This is a genomic window from Amycolatopsis bullii, assembly GCF_014654205.1.
In the GTDB taxonomy this organism is placed as follows: domain Bacteria; phylum Actinomycetota; class Actinomycetes; order Mycobacteriales; family Pseudonocardiaceae; genus Amycolatopsis; species Amycolatopsis plumensis.
This window is the reverse complement of record NZ_BNAW01000012.1, coordinates 109,261-126,948: the sequence shown is the minus strand read 5'-3', so window position 1 is coordinate 126,948 and position 17,688 is coordinate 109,261. Positions and strand designations below refer to the sequence as shown.

Genomic DNA, 17,688 nt, shown 5'->3' with positions numbered 1-17,688 from the left:
GTGCGCATGAGCAACGTGCTGTTCGACGTCCCGGGGCCGAAGGCGCGGCTGCGGTACCGCACGTACGCGGTGCTCGGCACGCTCGTGGTCCTCGCGTTCGTCGCCTACATCGGGTGGCGCTTCTACGACAGCGGCCAGTTCACCGCCCGCAAGTGGGAGTGGCTGCAGTACGCGCAGGTGCAGCGCGACCTGGGCAATGCGGTGCTCTCGACGCTCCAGGCGTTCGCCGCCGCGGCCGTGCTGGCGCTGATCTTCGGGGCGATCTTCGCGGCCGGCCGGCTGTCGGACCACGCCTGGGTCCGCCGGATCTCCGGGTTCGTCGTCGAGTTCTTCCGCGCCATTCCCGCGCTGATCCTGATGTTCCTGTTCTACTTCGGCCTGCCGACCGTCGGCGTGCCGACGAGCCCGTTCCTCGGCGTGGTCCTCGGCCTGACGCTGTACAACGGCTCGGTGCTCGCCGAGGTCTTCCGGGCGGGCATCCAGTCGCTGCCGAAGGGCCAGAGCGAAGCCGCGTACGCGCTGGGCATGCGCAAGACCCAGGTGATGTTCCTGGTCCTACTGCCGCAGGCGATCCGGGCGATGCTGCCGACGATCATCAGCCAGCTCGTCGTCCTGCTGAAGGACACCGCGCTCGGCTTCATCATCACCTACCAGGAGCTGCTGTACTACGCCCGCTACATCGGTTCGCAAGGCACGTTCGGGCGGCCGATCGTGCCGTCGACGATCGTGGCGACCGCCATCTACGTCGTGATGTGCCTGCTGCTGACGGCGCTGGCGACGTACCTGGAGCGGCGCAACCGCCGCAACAAGAAGGTCGTGGAAGCACCCCCGGCCACGGGAGAGGCGGCCCTCGTCTCCGCCGGCACCTGAGTCACCCGTTCGAGGCCCCCGGGACACGTCCCGGGGGCCTTGTCGTGTCCCGGGGTGTCCCCTAGCGTCGGCGGCATGGGTGTCGCACTGGTGACCGGCAGTTCCCGCGGCCTGGGCCGGGTGATCGCGCGCCGGCTGGCCCGCGACGGGTTCGCCGTCGCGGTCAACGGCCGTCACGACAACGCCGACCTGAAGACGGCCGCGGAGAGCATCCTCGCCGAAGGCGGCCGGGCGGCGGCGTTCGCCGCGGACGTCACCGACCGGCGCCAGGCCGGCGACCTCGTCGACGCGGTCACGGCGTTGCTGGGCCCGATCGGGGTGCTGGTGCTCAACGCGACCGGCCCCCAGCCGGAAGCCCCGCTGGCCGGTGTGGACTGGCCGGATCACCTGGCCCAGCTGGACTTCTTCGTGCGGTCGCCGGTGCTGCTGGGCCACGCGGTGCTGCCGGGGATGCGCGCACGCCGCCACGGCCGCATCGTGCACGTCGACTCGGAGGTGGCGGACCGCCCGCCACCCGGCCGCTCGGCGTACGTGACGGCCAAGAGCGCCCAGATCGGCCTGGTCCGCGCGTGGGCGCGCGAGCTGGCTCCGGACGGCATCACGGTCAACACGGTGGCGCCCGGGTTCATCCCGGTGGAGCGGCACGCGGAGGTGCCGGAGGCCGAGCGTGCGGCCTACCTGGCATCGGTCCCGGCGGGCCGCCTGGGCACCCCGGACGACGTGGCCGCGGCGGTGAGTTTCTTCGCCTCGGAGGAGGCGGGCTTCATCACCGGCCAGCGCCTGCTGGTCGACGGCGGCCGCTCGCTCGGTTAGCCGTCGTTTTTCTTCAGTTCTTCGGCGAGCATCACGATGATGCCGCTGGGACCGCGGACGTAGGTGAGCTTGTAGACGTCCTCGTAGGTCGCGACGCCCCGAAGCGGAAAGCAACCGTGCTTCGCGGCTGTCTCGAGCGCTTTGTCGATGTCGTCGACGGAGAAGGCAACGCGGTGCATGCCGATCTCGTTGGGAAGAGTGGGCGTCGTTTCGATCGCTTCGGGATGGATGTACTCGAAGAGCTCGAGGCGGCCGTGACCGTCCGGCGTCTGAAGCATGGCAATGCGGGCGTGGTTCCCATCGAGACCGACGGCGGTGTCGGTCCACTCACCACTGACCGTGTCCCGGCCGACGACGGTGAGCCCCAGATCGGTGAAGAAGGCGATCGTGGCTTCGAGGTCGCGAACGGCGATGCCGACGTTCTCCAGTTTGATGGCCATGCGGGCATGTTAACGAGCCAGGGCGAGGATCTCGTCCGTGTCGCGGGCGAGGAAGCTTCCGAACGGAACCAGGCGTCCGGGCTCGAAGTTCCGGCGGGCGATGTCGGGCCGCAACACCATCAGCTCCGGCACCACCGTGACCGGAGTCGGCCCGCCGGTCACGATGTCGTCGAGGTCGGTGTCGAGCGCGGGCCCCCAGCGGTCGACGACCAGCCCGACCGCGGACGGCCCGGTCGCCCGGAACTCGGCCAGCAGCGGGCGGATCACCGTGTCCTGTCCCTTTCGGTAGACCGGACCGCCGAAGCCGTCGAGGTCGTAGTCCTCGACGACCACGTCGCCCAGCCGCGTCAGCGTGCAGGTGACGTCGGCGTCCTCGTCGCCGGTCATCCAGTACTGGAAGGTGAACTGCTTCTCGTCCAGCCCGATCATGGCGGCCAGCAGGCTTTCCCGGTCCATTTCGACCTGCTCGCCGCAGGTTTCCCACTCCCCGCTGAGCGCGGTGATCCGCCCGGTCCGGAGGTGGCCCAGCACCATCCCGGCCGCCGCGAGCGAGTCCACCCGGCGATGCACCTGCTCCGGTGACCAGTCCCGCCGGTACAGCCGTACGCTTCCGTAAGTCATCCCTGCTCCCCCGATACGTCCTCTGTGGACGAAGATTCCCCTTCGGCACCCTTCCGCCGCGCGTGGTGCAGCACGGCGAGCACCCCGAGGACCAGCACGAGCGCCACCCCCAGCGCGGCCCACATCGCGACGTGCAGCTGCAGCAGCCCGCCCGCGAAGGCCCCGGCGAGCATGGCACCCACGGCGGCGACCTTCCGCAGCGGGTGCGACCCCGGCCCACCGGCGGCCTTCGAGTCGGCCGCGAAGCCGGTCAGCGTCATCGTCAGCACGGTCGTCGTCAGGTCGGGCGCGCCGATCCGCCGGACGGCCGCGTTCTGCAGGCCCATCGCCAGCCCGAGCACGACGATCAGCAGTTCGGCGCCCAGTCGGATGCCGCCGCCGAGGGTCGCCGACAGCGCGACGGCCACCGCGATCAGCGCCGCCTGCACCGCGGTCGCCTGCCGGAGGGCGTCGTAGTCGTCCTCGCGCCGGGCCAGCCGCCCGCCGGCGAGCGCGCCGGCCAGGAAGGCGAGCACGGCGGTCAGCGACGCGAGCACCGACAGCGTCGTCTCCCCCGCCGCGGCGAACCCGAGGAACACGACGTTCCCGGTCATGTTGGCGACGAAGACCCGCCCCAGCCCGAGGAAGCTGACGGCGTCGACCACCCCGGTGACGACGGTCAGCGTCAGCAGCAGCGCGGCCAGGTCCCGCGGTTTCGGTGGTGCCATGCCTGCATTCAACACCGGCCGCCCGACATTTCCAAATCGATATTCGAGATACCGTTTAAGAAACCGCGAAGCGCCTTCGCCGCGCGAAGCCGCTTCGCAGCCCTTCGTGAGCCGATTCCGGTGTCACACAGCCGAAACAGCGACCTCCTTGCGGTGAATCCGCGCGCGGCGGGCGACGTTTTGTCGGAGGCCCCCTCTACCGTCCGTGGCATGACCGAAAAGAGCACGGTACGCACCCGGGAAATGGCCTACGAACTCAAGAGCCAGCGCGAGCTGAAACGGCTGACCCTGCGCGAGCTTGCCCGCCGCGCGGACTGGTCCGCGTCGAAAGTCTCGGCCTGGGAGAACGGGCGGCGCATCTCCCCGATCGACGCCGCGATCTACCTCGCCCACTGCGGCACGAAGGCGGCCGAACGGGCGCGGCTCCTCGAGCTGGTCAAGCCGCCCGGCGACCTCTACTGGGTGCGCCCCTACTTCGACAAGCTCGTCGACCCGATGAAGTCCCTCATCATCCAGGAAAACCTCGCGCGTTCGATGGTCTACTACAGCCCGGCTGCCATCCCCGGGATGCTGCAGACGGAGGAGTACGTCCGCACCTGTTTCGAACTCACCGGGCGCTACACCTCCGACCGCCTCGGCATGCTGACCCGGGCCCGCGTGGACCGGCAGCAGCTGCTGCAGCGCCACACCCCGCCGATCTGCACCTTCTTCGTGCACGAGCGCGCTTTGCGCTCGGTCGTGGGGCACCCGGCGCTCATGCACGAGCAGCTGCAGAACCTCGTGCTGACCGCGAACCTGCCGCACTGCGTCATCCGGGTGGTGCCGGAGTCGGATCCCACGTTCCGCGTGCTGAGCACCACCTTCACCGTCATGGAGTTCCCCGAACACGCACCGGTCGTCTACGAAGAGACCTACACCGCCGGCTTGTTCGTGGACGACCGCATCGCGGTGGAGGCGTTCTACCTTCTCGTCACACGCCTGGAACAAGTGGCCCTTTCCGAGGGACAATCACGGGAGTGGCTCGTCCGGTTCGCGGAGGAGTACGAACGCCTGAGGGAGTGATCGAGGGTGGCCCGAGAGCGAACTTGGTTCAAGAGCAGCCACAGTGAAGGCCAGGAACACCAGACCTGCGTGGAGGTGGCCCTGACTTCCGAGGCCACCGCGGTCCGCGACTCGAAGGCGCCCGCCGCCGGGCACCTGACCGTCCCCCACCCCGCGTGGAGCGCCCTGCTCAGCTCCCTGCGCTGACTCGCTCCCCGTCCCGCCAGACCGCCCGGATCCGCCCGGGCAGGTCGGTCACGTCGAGGTCCGTGCCGTCCAGCAGCACCAGGTCGGCCCGCAACCCCGGCTGGATCCGGCCGCGGTCGTCGTCGAGCCGGAGCAGCCGGGCGGCCTCGGAGGTGGCCGCCTTCAGGGCGGCCGCCTCGCCGAGGACTCCGGCCAGCAGCCGCAGCTCGGTCGTCAAGTCGACATGGGGACGCGGGGCGAGGTCGGACCCGGCGGCGACACGGACCCCGGCTTCCACCGCGAGCCGCAGCGAGCGGCGGTGCGTCTCGGCGAATTCGCTGTCGCTGATCGGCGAGAGCGTCGGCACGTACCAGGCGCCGGCCAGGGCCTCGACGGCGGAGTCGTCGAGGAAGGTGCCGTGCTCGATGCTGCGCGCCCCGGCGCGGGCGGCCGAGACGACCGCCGCGGAGGTGTGCGCATGGGCCAGCACGTCCCGGCCGCAGCGGCGGGCCTCGTCGACCAGTGCGGCGAGCTCGTCGTCGGTCGGCCGGACGTCGGTGCCCGTGCGCACCGCCCGCATCGCCCCGCTCGCGCCGACCTTGATCCAGTCGGCGCCCGCCCGCACCATCCGGCGGACGGCCGCGCGCGCCGCGTCCGGCCCGTCGAACACCGGGTCGGGCAGCGACGGGTCACCGTAGTGGTCGACGGCGCCCGCGGGCGGTTCCCAGCTGTCGCCGAGCCCTCCGGTCGGCCCCAGTTGACGCAGGCTGATCAGCAGGTCCGGCCCGGTGATCCACCCTTCGCGAAGGGCGTGCTTGAACCCGGCGTCGGCGCCCCAAGCGTCCCGGACGGTGGTGATCCCGCGCGCCAGCAGCCCCCGCAGCACCGGCACGGCCTCGAGGATCCGGGCGCTGCGCGGCAACGGCACCGGCCGCGGGAAGGCCACGTGCACGTGGCAGTCGATGAGCCCGGGGATCAGCAAGCCCCCGGAGCAGTCGACGCGCGGGCCGTCCAGGCCCCGGCCGACCTCGGCGATGCGGGAGCCGTCCAGCCGCACGTCCGCGCGGGTGCTCTCCCCGGTTTCGGGATCGAACACGCGCGCCCCACCCAGCACCGTCACCCGAGGTCCTTGCGGTAGATGAGGAAATCGCACGGCGTGGCCAGCGACGGCGCGAGGTGCGGATAGTCCTCGGCGAGATCGGCGCGGTGCGTCACGCGGTAGCCGAGCCGGCCGTACCACTCGGCCAGGAACTGCTTCGACGGATGCGTCCACTCCCGCGGCACGAGCAACTCGAGCTGCATCTCCCGGCACCCGGCGTCCCGGCTCACCCGCTCGGCGAACCGCACGAGCTCCCGCCCGACACCGGTCCCCCGCCGCGCGGGGTCGGCGGCGAGCATGCCGAACTCCCCGGTCGCCTCGTCGAGCCGCTGGATCCGCACCGACCCGGCCACATCGCCTTCGACGAAGGCAACGGCGATCTCCCCGGCCGCCACGAACCCGGCGACCTCGGCGACGGACGTCCGGTCGGTGCTCCCGAGCCAGAGCCCCTTCTCGGATTCGGCGTAGACCTGGTTGACCAGCGCCGTGACCCGTTCGATCACGGCGTGGTCAGCCGACGGCGGCAGCTGTGCGATCTCCATGTCCCCACCATGCCAGGTGGGGACGGCTCACTTGTCCCGGCGGAAGAGCTTGTTGCCCAGCCACACGATCGGGTCGTACTTGCGGTCCGCGACGCGCTCCTTCATCGGGATCAGCGCGTTGTCGGTGATGTGGATCCCCTCGGGGCACACCTCCGAACAGCACTTCGTGATGTTGCAGTACCCGAGGCCGTGCTCGTCCTGCGCCGCGTCACGGCGGTCCGCGACGTCCAGCGGGTGCATCTCCAGCTCGGCGATGCGCATCAGGTACCGCGGCCCGGCGAAGGCTTCCTTGTTCTCCTCGTGGTCACGCACCACGTGGCAGGTGTTCTGGCAAAGGAAGCACTCGATGCACTTGCGGAACTCCTGCGAACGCTCGACGTCGACCTGCTGCATCCGGTACTCGCCCGGCTTCAGGTCCGCCGGCGGGGTGAACGACGGGATCTCGCGCGCCTTCGTGTAGTTGAACGACACGTCGGTGACGAGGTCGCGGATCACCGGGAACGTCCGCATCGGCGTCACCGTGATCACCTCGTCCTCGGTGAACGTCGACATCCGCGTCATGCACAGCAGGCGCGGGCGGCCGTTGATCTCCGCCGAGCACGAGCCGCACTTGCCCGCTTTGCAGTTCCAGCGGACGGCGAGGTCCGCGGCCTGCGTCGCCTGCAGCCGGTGGATGATGTCGAGCACGACCTCGCCCTCGTTCACCTCCACCGTGAAGTCCTGCAGCCCGCCGCCGTCGGCGTCGCCGCGCCAGACCCGGAAACTCGCCTTGTAGCTCATGCTTTGCTCCCGGGGTGCGTCTCGAGCTCCGCATCGGTGTAGTACTTCCCGAGTTCGCCGAACTCGAACAGCTCCAGCAGGTCCTGCCGCAGCGGCTCCTGCGCCTTGACCTCGACCTCGATGTCCGGCACCACCGGGTTGTCACCCTGGGAGGCCGAGCACACGAGGAGCTTGTTGCGCCAGTCGGCTTCCATGCTCGGGAAGTCGTCGCGTGTGTGCCCGCCGCGGCTTTCGGTCCGCGTCAGCGCCGCCTTGGCGACGCACTCGCTGACCATCAGCATGTTGCGCAGGTCGATCGCGAGGTGCCAGCCGGGGTTGAACTGCCGGTGCCCTTCGACGGTGACGCGCAGGATCCGCTCCCGCAGTTCCGCCAGCTTCACCAGCGCCTGCTCGATCTCGCCCGCCTTGCGGATGATGCCGACCAGGTCGTTCATCGACTGCTGCAGCTCGGTGTGCAGGGTGTACGGGTTCTCCGCGGACGCACCGGAAGGCGGGTCGAACGGTGCGAGCGCCATCTTCGCCGCGGCGTCCACATCGGACTCCTGCACCACCGGCCTGCCCTCGAGGCCCAGCACGTACTCGGCCGCGCCGAGCCCGGCCCGCCGGCCGAACACGAGCAGGTCGGACAGCGAGTTGCCGCCGAGCCGGTTCGAGCCGTGCATGCCGCCGGAGCATTCGCCGGCCGCGAACAGGCCGGGCACGCTCGCCGCCGCCGTGTCCGGGTCGACCTCGATGCCGCCCATGACGTAGTGGCAGGTCGGGCCGACCTCCATCGGCTCCGCGGTGATGTCGACGTCCGCCAGCTCCTTGAACTGGTGGTACATCGACGGCAGCCGCTTGCGGATCTCCTCGGACGGCAGCCGGCTGGCGATGTCGAGGAAGACACCGCCGTGCGGGGAGCCGCGGCCCTCCTTGACCTCGGAGTTGATCGCGCGGGCCACCTCGTCGCGGGGCAGCAGGTCCGGCGTGCGCCGGTTGTTGTCCGCGTCGGTGTACCAGCGGTCGGCTTCCTCTTCGCTTTCCGCGTACTGGCCCTTGAACACGTCGGGCACGTACTCGAACATGAACCGCTTGCCGTCGGAGTTCTTGAGCACGCCGCCGTCACCGCGCACGCCCTCGGTGACGAGGATGCCCTTGACGCTCGGCGGCCAGACCATCCCGGTCGGGTGGAACTGGACGAACTCCATGTTGATCAGCTTCGCGCCCGCCCGCAGGGCCAGCGCGTGGCCGTCACCGGTGTACTCCCACGAGTTCGACGTCACCTTGAACGACTTGCCGATGCCGCCGGTGGCGAGCACGACCGCGGGTGCCTCGAAGAGGATGAAGCGGCCGCTCTCGCGCCAGTAGCCGAACGCGCCGGCGATGCGGCCTTCGGTGGTGAGCAGCTCGGTGACCGTGCACTCGGCGAAGACCTTGATCTTCGCTTCGTAGTCCCCGGTTTCGGCGAAGTCCTCCTGCTGCAGCGAAACGATTTTCTGCTGCATCGTGCGGATCAGCTCGAGCCCGGTGCGGTCACCGACGTGCGCCAGCCGCGGGTAGGTGTGCCCGCCGAAGTTGCGCTGGCTGATCCGGCCGTCGGCGGTGCGGTCGAACAGGGCGCCGTAGGTCTCGAGCTCCCAGACGCGGTCCGGCGCCTCCTTGGCGTGCAGCTCGGCCATCCGCCAGTTGTTGAGGAACTTCCCACCGCGCATGGTGTCGCGGAAGTGGACCTGCCAGTTGTCGTTCGAGTTCGCGTTGCCCATCGAGGCCGCGCACCCGCCCTCGGCCATCACCGTGTGCGCCTTGCCGAACAGGGACTTGCACACGACCGCGACGCGGAAGCCGCGTTCGCGGGCTTCGATCACGGCGCGCAGACCGGCGCCACCGGCACCGATCACCACCACGTCGTAGCTGTGCCGTTCGACCTCGGTCATGAAGAGATTCCACCTCGGAACTGGGGACGTCTGTTGTTGGGAAGAACTAGTTCACGAACCGAAGGTCCGAGATCGCGCCGCTGGCGACGAGCATGACGTAGAAGTCGGTCAGCACCAGCGTGCCGAGCGTCGTCCAGGCCAGCGTCATGTGGCGGGTGTTGAGCTTCGTGACCTGCGTCCAGATCCAGTAGCGCACCGGGTGCTTGGAGAAGTGCTTCAGCCGCCCGCCGGTCACGTGCCGGCACGAGTGGCACGACAGCGTGTAGGCCCAGAGCAGGATCACGTTGCCCAGCAGGATGATGTTGCCGAGCCCGAAGCCGAAGCCGCCGGTCTTGCCGTGGAACGCCGTGATCGCGTCGTAGGTGTTGACCAGCGAGACGATCAGCGCGACGTAGAAGAAGTAGCGGTGGACGTTCTGGATGATCAGCGGCAGCCGCGTCTCGCCGGTGTACTTGGCGTGCGGTTCCGCGACGGCGCAGGCGGGCGGGGAGAACCACACCGACCGGTAGTAGGCCTTGCGGTAGTAGTAGCAGGTCAGCCGGAACCCGAGCAGGAACGGCAGCACGACGAAGCCGAGCGGGATGAACCCGGGCAGGTCGCCGAACCAGTGGCCGAAGTGGCTCGAGCCTTCGACGCAGGAAGTGGACAGGCAGGGCGAGTAGAACGGCGTCAGGTAGTGGTAGTCGGGCACCCAGTAGGCGGTGCGCACGAACGACCGGACCGTCGCGTAGACGATGAACGCCGACAGTCCGAGCACGGTCAGCAGCGGCTGGAGCCACCACCGGTCCGTGCGGAGGGTGCGCTCGGCGATCCGGGCCCGCTTGGGAGCCCGGACGCCGGTGCCGACGCCGTTGTCAGCGGGAGCGCTCACCGCTGGTCGCGCTTGTAGCCGCCGACGCCTTCGTCATCGGCGCCGTGCCACAGCGCCGGGTCGTAGGGGGTGTCGGGGACGGGGACGCGCTCCGCGGCCTTCGCCTGCGCGGGCACCGCGAGGGGCACGCCGTCGAGGTCCGCGGTGTCGATGTCGAGGCGCTCGACGTCGTTGGCGAGCCGGCGCACGGCCGACGCGTCGCCGTAGCGAGAGCGCAGTGCGCCGACGCACTGCCGGAGCTGGCCGATGGTTCGCCGCAGCTCGGCGATCTCGGAGGTGGACATCATGCCTCCCGTGTGGTGGGGCTGGCAGGGAACCGGCGAAGGCAACCTTCGAAGGCACTGCCACGCGTCGTGCAGTGTGACAACTAGCACACTAACGGTTCCGGAGGTGATCGGGGTCACGCAAATCGATCTTCTGAATCGATTTTGATCCGGCGTTTTCCCGAGGTAGTGTGGCCAGTGTCACGACCCTGAGGCGTCAGCGCTGCCGTCCCGCGGACCACCCCATCCCCAGTGATCCGGAGCCGGACATGAGCCCGACCCCATCGTTGCACCCCGTCATCGCCGAAGTCACCGCCCGCATCGCCGCGCGCAGTGCCGCGACCCGCACCGCCTACCTCGACCGCATGGCCGCCGCGCACGCCGACGGCCCGGTCCGCCGCGGCCTCGCGTGCAGCAACCTCGCCCACGGCTTCGCCGCGATGGACGGCGTCGACAAGGAAGCGCTGCGGGCCGCGCGCGCTCCCGGTGTCGCGATCGTGTCGTCCTACAACGACCTGCTCTCGGCGCACCAGCCGATGCAGGAGTACCCGGCGTGGCTGAAGAAGTCCGTGCGCTCGGCCGGCGGGGTCGCCCAGTTCGCCGGCGGCGTGCCCGCGATGTGCGACGGCATCACGCAGGGCCGCGCGGGCATGGAGCTGTCGCTGTTCAGCCGCGAAGTCATCGCGATGTCGACGGCGATCGCGCTGTCGCACGACATGTTCGACGCCGCGCTGCTGCTGGGCGTCTGCGACAAGATCGTGCCCGGGTTGCTGATCGGTGCGCTGTCCTTCGGTCACCTGCCTGCTCTGCTGGTGCCCGCGGGCCCGATGAACTCGGGGCTGCCGAACAAGGAGAAGGCGCGCGTCCGGCAGCTGTACGCCGAGGGGCGCGCGACCCGCGAAGACCTCCTCGACGCCGAAGCGGCGTCGTACCACTCGGCCGGCACCTGCACCTTCTACGGCACCGCCAACTCGAACCAGATGGTCGTCGAGGTGATGGGCCTGCACCTGCCTGGTGCCAGCTTCGTCCAGCCGGGTTCTTCGTTGCGCCAGGCGCTCACCGAGGAAGCCGGGCGCCGGGTCGTGGCGATTTCGCGCGGAGAGGAGTACACGCCGGTCTCGCGGATCCTCGACGAGAAGGCGTTCGTCAACGGCGTCATCGCGCTGCTCGCGACCGGCGGCTCGACCAACCACACGATGCACTTGGTCGCGATCGCCGCGGCCGCGGGCATCCAGCTGACCTGGGACGACTTCTCCGACCTCTCGGCCGTCGTGCCGCTGCTGGCGCGGGTCTACCCCAACGGCAGCGCCGACATCAACCACTTCCACGCCGCCGGCGGCATCCAGTTCCTGGTCGGCACGCTGCTCGACGCCGGGCTGCTGCACGAGGACGTGCACACGGTGGCCGGGTTCGGCCTGCACCGCTACCGCGCCGAGCCGATCCTGTCCGACGGCGAGCTGGTCTGGCGGGACGTCCCCACCCGCAGCCTCGACGAGGACGTCCTGCGCCCGGCGTGGCGGCCGTTCGCCGCGGACGGTGGGCTGCGGATGGTCGAGGGCAACCTCGGCCGCGCGGTGGTGAAGGTGTCCGCGGTGGCGCCCGAGCACCGGGTCGTCCAGGCGCCGGCGCGGGTGTTCACCACCCAGGAGGACTTCACCGCCGCGTTCGAGGCCGGCGAGCTGGACCGGGACGTCGTCGTGGTGATCCGGCAGCAGGGCCCGCAGGCCAACGGCATGCCGGAGCTGCACGGCCTGACACCCGCGCTGGGTGTGCTGATGGACCGCGGGCACGCCGTGGCGTTGCTCACCGACGGCCGCATGTCGGGCGCGTCGGGCAAGATCCCGGCCGCCATCCAGGTGACGCCGGAAGCCGCGGCGGGCGGCGTGATCGCCCGCGTCGCGGACGGAGATGTGATCCGGCTCGACGCTTCCGCGGGTTCGCTCGACGTGCTGGTCGGTGACGAAGAACTCGCCCGGCGTGAACTTGTGGACACCCCGCCGTCCGAAGCATCCTGGACCGGCACCGGCCGAGAGCTGTTCGCCGCGTTGCGCCGTGCCGTCGGCCCAGCTGACCAGGGCGCATCGGTGTTCGGCGGGCTGACGCCGGAGCACTTCGGAACGCCCGCTTTCACAACCCAGGAGGTTGGTCAGTGACCACCGGTCAGGACCTGCTCGAGCTGTCCCCCGTGATGCCCGTCGTGGTGATCGACGACGCCGACGACGCGGTGCCCACGGCCCGGGCCCTGCTCGCCGGCGGGATCGGGGTCATCGAGCTGACCCTGCGCACGCCGGCCGCGTTGTCGGCGATCGAGCGCGTCGCCGCGGAGGTGCCGGACATCGTCATCGGCGCCGGCACCGTCGTCTCGCCGGACCAGGCGAAGCAGGCGGCCGACGCGGGCGCGAAGTTCCTCGTGACGCCCGGCTGCACGGACGCCGTCGTCGACGCGTGCTTCGAGACCGGGCTGCCGTTCCTGCCCGGCGCGAGCACGGTGTCCGAGGCGATGCGGCTGGCCGAGCGCGGGCTCACGGCGCTGAAGTTCTTCCCGGCGGAGGCCTCCGGCGGCGTCGCGTACCTGAAGTCGATCGCGGGTCCGTTGCCGTCGTTGCGCTTCTGCCCCACCGGCGGGATCACCGTGGCTTCGGCGCCGTCCTACCTGGCGCTGCCGAACGTCGGCTGCATCGGCGGCTCGTGGCTGACGGCCTCGCTCGACCCGGCCACGATCGAGAAGCTGGCCGCGGAGGCTGCCGGCCTGTAGTTGTTGCCGGCGGTCCGCAAGCACCGCTCGGACCGCCGGGTACCGGCTGCCAGCCGCCCTGGCACGAGTCCCGGCTCGCCGACCGAACCCCGCACCCGGCAACAGGTGAGCGAGGGCCGCCACCAACCGGCGGACTTCGCTCCCGCCCCCGACCCCGCCCGCAGGCTGGCGCACCTCACCCTGGCCCCCGGCCCGCGTCCGGTGCCGGTCAGTCGATGACCGCGTCGTCGAGCAGGGTGGACTCCGCGCCGTACTCGCGGAGTTCCTCCCTGATCACGGTGTAGGCCAGCCCTTGCGGGTAGCCCTTGCGCGCGAGGAAGCCGAGCAGCCGCCGGAGGGCGGTCTGTTCGTCGACGTTGCCGAGCGAGCCGAGGCGTTTGCGGACCAGTTCCCTGGCCATCTGTTCCTCGGATTCGCGGTCGACTTCGCCGGCCGCCTGCGCGGCGACCTCGCCGTCGACGCCTTTGCGTCGCAGCTCGGCCACCAGCGCGGTGCGGGACAGGCCTTGGTTCGCGTGCCGGGATTTCACCCACAGTTCCGCGAACTCCGCGTCGTTGACCAGCCCTGCCCGGTCGAGTTTGCCGAGCAGGGTCTCGCAGGTCTGTTCGTCGAACCCCTTGCGGTGCAACGCCTGCCGCAGCTCTTCCTGGGTCCGCGGCCGAGCGGCCAGGAGATCGAAGCAGATCTCCTTGGCCTTCTTGTACCGCTCCTCAGGAGCAAGCTCGGCCGGCGGCACCTTCGGCGCCCTGGCCACCCAGATCACTCCTCGTTCTCACGCCAACCACAGCTGCACACCACCAAAGCCGAGCGTCACCGATGCCACGCACCACCCGGCGCGCGGGTCACCACCCAACGCAACCCCACCGGGGTCCAGGGGGCTTGCCCCCTGGCGGGGGTCCGGGGGTTCGCCCCCCGGAAGACACGGCGGAGGGATAAGGGCGAGCGCACTCCGCGAGCACACCTCACCCAATCCCGCAGCTCCTCACCAGCCCGGCCCGCACGTGACCAAACCGAGCATCACCGATGCCGCGCAGCACCCGGCGCGCGGGTCAACGCGCAACGCAACCCCACCGGGGGTCCAGGGGGCTCGCCCCCTGGCGGGGGTCCGGGGGTTCGACCCCCGGAGAACACGGCGGAGGGATAAGGGCGAGCGCACTCCGCGAGTACACCTCACCCAATCCCGCAGCACACCTCACCCAATCCCGCAGCTTCTCCGATCAGAAGTCGACCGGCGCCGGAACGGCCTCGACGGCGGCGGCGTCGAGCTGCGGGCCGATGCCGAGCTTCTCCTTGATCCGCTTCTCGATCTCGTTGGCGATGTCCGGGTTGTCGCGCAGGAACCGGCGCGCGTTCTCCTTGCCCTGGCCGAGCTGGTCGCCCTCGTAGGTGTACCAGGCGCCGGACTTGCGCAGGATGGACTGGTCGACACCCATGTCGATGAGCGAGCCCTCGCGGGAGATGCCCTGGCCGTACAGGATGTCGAATTCGGCCTGCTTGAAGGGCGGGGCCACCTTGTTCTTGACGACCTTGACGCGGGTCCGGTTGCCGACCGCCTCGCCGCCGTCCTTCATCGTCTCGATGCGGCGCACGTCCAGGCGGACCGACGCGTAGAACTTCAGCGCCTTGCCACCGGTGGTCGTCTCCGGGGAGCCGAACATGACGCCGACCTTCTCGCGGAGCTGGTTGATGAAGATCGCCGTGGTGCCGGAGTTGGACAGCGCACCGGTGATCTTCCGCAGCGCCTGGCTCATCAGGCGGGCCTGGAGGCCGACGTGCGAGTCGCCCATCTCGCCCTCGATTTCGGCGCGCGGCACGAGCGCGGCCACGGAGTCGATGACGAGGATGTCGAGTGCGCCGGAGCGGATCAGCATGTCCGCGATCTCGAGCGCCTGCTCACCGGTGTCCGGCTGGGAGACGAGCAGCGCGTCGGTGTCGACGCCGAGGGCCTTGGCGTACTCCGGGTCGAGTGCGTGCTCGGCGTCGATGAACGCCGCGATGCCGCCGGCGCGCTGCGCGTTCGCCACCGCGTGCAGGGCGACCGTCGTCTTACCGGAGGATTCCGGGCCGTAGATCTCGACGACGCGGCCGCGGGGCAGCCCGCCGATGCCGAGTGCGACGTCGAGGGCGATCGAGCCGGTGGGGATCACGGCGATGGGCGGCCGGGTGTCCTCGCCGAGGCGCATCACCGAGCCCTTGCCGTACTGCTTGTCGATCTGCGCGAGCGCGAGCTCGAGCGCCTTGTCCTTGTCGGGTGCTGCAGGCATGGAAAGTCCACCTCGCTGGTCGGAGGCCCCGTCGAGGGCTCTCTGTGTCGGTTCTTCAGCTGTCCGGTCCGACGCTAGCGGCGGGGACCGACAATTCCAGGCGCGGCGCCCAATCTGTGGATCGCTGGACCCGATGTGGACAACACCTTAGACGAACACCTGTTCGAGGTCGGCAGCGACACACCCTTGCGGTAGGATTTTCCCCCGCCCGGGTCGGTGCCGGTCCACAGAACCGCAGGTCAGCGCCGTTCGGCCGGGACGTCGAAGGCGTCGCAGACCTCGCGCCAGATCTCCTTGGCGGGGATTCCCGCGGTCAGCGCCTGGTCGACGGTGCGTCCGCCGAGCCCGCTCAGGACGTGGTCCCTGGCCAGCACCTGGGCCCGCCCGGGACCGAACTCCTCGGCCATCAGCCGCCGGAAAACCGTGATCCGCATCGAACCCACTCTAACCGGCGGGCGCGATCGCCTACCGACCCGGCTGAACGCTCGCCTCGAAGTAGTCGGCCAGCGTGCCGGGCGTGGTCGCCGCCGCCTGCTCACTCGTGTTCAGCTGGTAGATGAACCCGGCCAGCGGCCGGTCCGACACCGTGAACACGAGCACCGCCGACGTCTTCCCCGCGGCCGACGAGTAGTGCCCCTTGAGACCGTTGCCGCCCCAGTCGGCCTCGGTGCGGTCACCGCCCGCCGAGGCGAGCAGGCCGTCGGTGTACTGCTTGAGCGCGTCGGCGTCGTCGCCGTGGACGTAGGTCACCTGCGTGCCCGCCCGGCCCGGTGCGGAGCAGGTCGACGCGGCCCCCAGGCGCTGCGCCGGCGCCGCCGGGCCGTTGCCCATGCCCGGCTTGCAGTCGCCGGTGTCGGCGATCTTCCCGGCCAGCTGGCGCAGGCACCCCGTGAAGCCCTTGTCGTCCTCTTGTCCCGGCGTCTTGCACTGGTCCGCGGTGTAGGTCGCCACCGAGGACGACGACGTGAGGAAGAAGGTCAGCCCGGCCGCGAGCACCACGACGACCGCGGCGGCGATCCCGATCAGCAGTTTCTTCTTCCCGCGCGGCTCGGCCTTCTCCGGCGCGGGCGAGTACGCCGGGAAGTTCGACGGCACCGGCTGCGGGCCGCTGGGCGGGAAGTTCGACGGCGCGTAGCCCGGGTACTGCGGCGGAGGCGGCGGAGCGTACTGCGGGCGGTGCGGCGGAGCGCCCGCGGCCACCGCCCCTTCGACGTTCTGGGTGCGCACGGACAGCCCGTCGCGGGCCACGTGCTGCGCGCCGAGCGCGACGGCGGTCTCCGGCTGGTCGAGGCTGGCCGGCACGACACCGAGCTTCTCCGCGATCATCGTGCCGACCAGCGGCAGTCGGCTCGACCCGCCGACGAGGTAGATGCCGGCCAGCCGGTCCGGGGTCAGCCCGGACGACCGCAGCGTCCGCGACAGCAGCTCGACGCTGCGCAGCATCGCCGGCCGGACCAGGCCTTCCAGTTCGCCGCGCGTGACGAGGACGTCCTTGAACGGCTCGGGCATCGGCACCTCGGTCTGCGGGTGCCGCGACAGCGCCTCCTTGGCCGCCTTGACGTCCTCCTGCAGGGCACGCCGGGTGCGCCGGTCGCCGGTGGACTCCGGGCGCAGCAGCCGCTGCCAGCGCTGCGGGTCCGAGTGCGACACCTCGCGCCCGACGTGCACCATGAGCGCCTGGTCGACGTCGAGGCCGCCCAGGTCGGGCAGGCCGTCCTCGGCGAGCACGGTGAACCCGTTCTGCGTGGCGCCGACGACCGCGACGTCGAAGGTGCCCGCGCCGAGGTCGTAGACGGCGAGCGCCTGGCCGGGCGCGAGCGACTTGCCGGGGAACGACGCGAAGTGCGCCGCGGCGGCCACGGGCTCGGGCACCAGCAGGATGTTCGGGCCCATCCCGGCGAGCCGGGCGGCGGACATCAGCACGTTCCGGCGAGTCTGCCCCCACTGCGCGGGGTGGGTCAGCCGGACCTCGTCGGGCTGCTCGCCGCCGAGCTGGCGGGAGGTCTCCTCGAGCACCCGGCGCAGGATGGCGGCCAGCGCGTCGGTCACCGGGACGACGTCGGTGCCGAGCAACAGGGTCTGCTCGTCGATGCGGCGCTTGGGGTTCGGTTCGAAGCGCGTGGGGTCGAGCCGGGCGCGCCGCTCGGCGTCGCGGCCGACCATGATCGTGCCCTCTTCGGTGGCGAACACCGCCGACGGCATGTTGGCCGAGCCGTCCACTTCGACGACCCGGGGCGGCATCCCGTGCGCCGAAAGCACGGCGACGGTGTTGGACGTCCCGAGGTCCACCGACAGGATCCGCACAGCACTCCCCTTCGCGAAGAACACGCCACGACGGCGCCCGCGTGATGCTGCCATGCGTGCGGTCACCGTGCGTGCGGACCCGGGAAAGTCACTGCTCCTTGACGTGGGCGGCGATCAAGGTGCACGATAGTTGCACAGTTCAGTCATCGAAGTTGACCGGAATGCGCAGGATCGAAGGTCGAAGATGCACCCAGATACCCGGTACGGCTCGTCGCCACA

19 protein-coding genes are annotated in these 17,688 nt (G+C 70.5%); 6 read left to right on the top strand and 13 right to left on the bottom strand.

Annotated elements, in window-relative coordinates:
* Positions 1–6: 6 nt before the first annotated feature.
* Positions 7–870 (top strand): amino acid ABC transporter permease, encoded by an 864-nt coding sequence (locus IE317_RS16860; protein WP_191311051.1) that lies wholly within the window; start codon positions 7–9, stop codon positions 868–870.
* Between the two features lie 75 nt (positions 871–945).
* Positions 946–1,683: an SDR family NAD(P)-dependent oxidoreductase gene (locus tag IE317_RS16855; protein WP_191311049.1), complete on the top strand. Its 738-nt coding sequence runs from the start codon at positions 946–948 to the stop codon at positions 1,681–1,683.
* Here the strand turns inward: IE317_RS16855 and IE317_RS16850 are convergent.
* From IE317_RS16850 to IE317_RS16840, 3 genes are read right to left on the bottom strand one after another with little or no spacing between them, the layout of a single operon-like run.
* The gene (locus IE317_RS16850) at positions 1,680–2,123 is read right to left on the bottom strand and encodes a VOC family protein (RefSeq protein WP_191311047.1); all 444 of its coding nucleotides are present in this window, start codon (positions 2,121–2,123) and stop codon (positions 1,680–1,682) included. The genes IE317_RS16855 and IE317_RS16850 overlap by 4 nt on opposite strands.
* A gap of 9 nt (positions 2,124–2,132) precedes the next feature.
* Entirely contained in the window at positions 2,133–2,744 is a 612-nt protein-coding gene (locus tag IE317_RS16845) for a hypothetical protein (RefSeq protein WP_191311045.1), read from the bottom strand.
* Entirely contained in the window at positions 2,741–3,451 is a 711-nt protein-coding gene (locus tag IE317_RS16840; protein ID WP_191311043.1) for a YoaK family protein, read from the bottom strand. The genes IE317_RS16845 and IE317_RS16840 overlap by 4 nt, the downstream gene beginning before the upstream one ends.
* A 210-nt stretch (positions 3,452–3,661) precedes the next feature.
* Here IE317_RS16840 and IE317_RS16835 point away from each other — a divergent pair, with 210 nt between their 5' ends.
* Complete coding sequence (locus IE317_RS16835; protein ID WP_191311041.1) at positions 3,662–4,513, top strand: helix-turn-helix domain-containing protein; 852 nt, start codon at positions 3,662–3,664, stop codon at positions 4,511–4,513.
* Between the two features lie 6 nt (positions 4,514–4,519).
* Positions 4,520–4,699, top strand: coding sequence for a DUF397 domain-containing protein (locus tag IE317_RS16830; RefSeq protein WP_191311039.1), 180 nt, complete (start codon positions 4,520–4,522; stop codon positions 4,697–4,699).
* On the opposite strand, the gene IE317_RS16825 is transcribed toward IE317_RS16830, so the two are convergent.
* Genes IE317_RS16825 through IE317_RS16800 form a run of 6 tightly spaced genes read right to left on the bottom strand, consistent with a single transcriptional unit; the run spans position 4,683 to position 10,167 of the window.
* On the bottom strand, positions 4,683–5,798 hold the full coding sequence (locus IE317_RS16825; protein WP_191311037.1) for an amidohydrolase family protein: 1,116 nt from the start codon (positions 5,796–5,798) through the stop codon (positions 4,683–4,685). The genes IE317_RS16830 and IE317_RS16825 overlap by 17 nt on opposite strands.
* Complete coding sequence (locus IE317_RS16820) at positions 5,795–6,319, bottom strand: GNAT family N-acetyltransferase (RefSeq protein ID WP_191311035.1); 525 nt, start codon at positions 6,317–6,319, stop codon at positions 5,795–5,797. The genes IE317_RS16825 and IE317_RS16820 overlap by 4 nt, the downstream gene beginning before the upstream one ends.
* Positions 6,320–6,346: 27 nt before the next feature.
* Positions 6,347–7,099 (bottom strand): succinate dehydrogenase/fumarate reductase iron-sulfur subunit, encoded by a 753-nt coding sequence (locus tag IE317_RS16815; protein WP_043783250.1) that lies wholly within the window; start codon positions 7,097–7,099, stop codon positions 6,347–6,349.
* Positions 7,096–9,012, bottom strand: coding sequence for a fumarate reductase/succinate dehydrogenase flavoprotein subunit (locus IE317_RS16810; protein WP_191311033.1), 1,917 nt, complete (start codon positions 9,010–9,012; stop codon positions 7,096–7,098). The genes IE317_RS16815 and IE317_RS16810 overlap by 4 nt, the downstream gene beginning before the upstream one ends.
* Before the next feature lie 46 nt (positions 9,013–9,058).
* Positions 9,059–9,883 (bottom strand): hypothetical protein, encoded by an 825-nt coding sequence (locus IE317_RS16805; protein WP_191311031.1) that lies wholly within the window; start codon positions 9,881–9,883, stop codon positions 9,059–9,061.
* Entirely contained in the window at positions 9,880–10,167 is a 288-nt protein-coding gene (locus tag IE317_RS16800) for a hypothetical protein (protein WP_003054488.1), read from the bottom strand. The genes IE317_RS16805 and IE317_RS16800 overlap by 4 nt, the downstream gene beginning before the upstream one ends.
* 248 nt (positions 10,168–10,415) lie before the next feature.
* On the opposite strand from IE317_RS16800, the gene edd reads away from it, so the two are divergent.
* On the top strand, positions 10,416–12,299 hold the full coding sequence (edd, locus tag IE317_RS16795; protein WP_191311029.1) for a phosphogluconate dehydratase: 1,884 nt from the start codon (positions 10,416–10,418) through the stop codon (positions 12,297–12,299).
* The gene (eda, locus tag IE317_RS16790; RefSeq protein WP_191311027.1) at positions 12,296–12,901 is read left to right on the top strand and encodes a bifunctional 4-hydroxy-2-oxoglutarate aldolase/2-dehydro-3-deoxy-phosphogluconate aldolase; all 606 of its coding nucleotides are present in this window, start codon (positions 12,296–12,298) and stop codon (positions 12,899–12,901) included. Before edd ends, eda begins: the two co-directional genes overlap by 4 nt.
* A gap of 208 nt (positions 12,902–13,109) precedes the next feature.
* Here the strand turns inward: eda and IE317_RS16785 are convergent, their stop codons facing one another.
* From IE317_RS16785 to IE317_RS16770, 4 genes are all read right to left on the bottom strand, one after another.
* The gene (locus IE317_RS16785; RefSeq protein WP_191311142.1) at positions 13,110–13,637 is read right to left on the bottom strand and encodes a regulatory protein RecX; all 528 of its coding nucleotides are present in this window, start codon (positions 13,635–13,637) and stop codon (positions 13,110–13,112) included.
* Between the two features lie 481 nt (positions 13,638–14,118).
* The gene (gene recA, locus IE317_RS16780) at positions 14,119–15,165 is read right to left on the bottom strand and encodes a recombinase RecA (RefSeq protein ID WP_086845885.1); all 1,047 of its coding nucleotides are present in this window, start codon (positions 15,163–15,165) and stop codon (positions 14,119–14,121) included.
* A 239-nt stretch (positions 15,166–15,404) separates the two neighbouring features.
* The gene (locus IE317_RS16775; protein ID WP_176175862.1) at positions 15,405–15,599 is read right to left on the bottom strand and encodes a DUF3046 domain-containing protein; all 195 of its coding nucleotides are present in this window, start codon (positions 15,597–15,599) and stop codon (positions 15,405–15,407) included.
* A 31-nt stretch (positions 15,600–15,630) separates the two neighbouring features.
* On the bottom strand, positions 15,631–17,469 hold the full coding sequence (locus tag IE317_RS16770; RefSeq protein ID WP_191311140.1) for an Hsp70 family protein: 1,839 nt from the start codon (positions 17,467–17,469) through the stop codon (positions 15,631–15,633).
* Between the last annotated feature and the right edge of the window lie 219 nt (positions 17,470–17,688).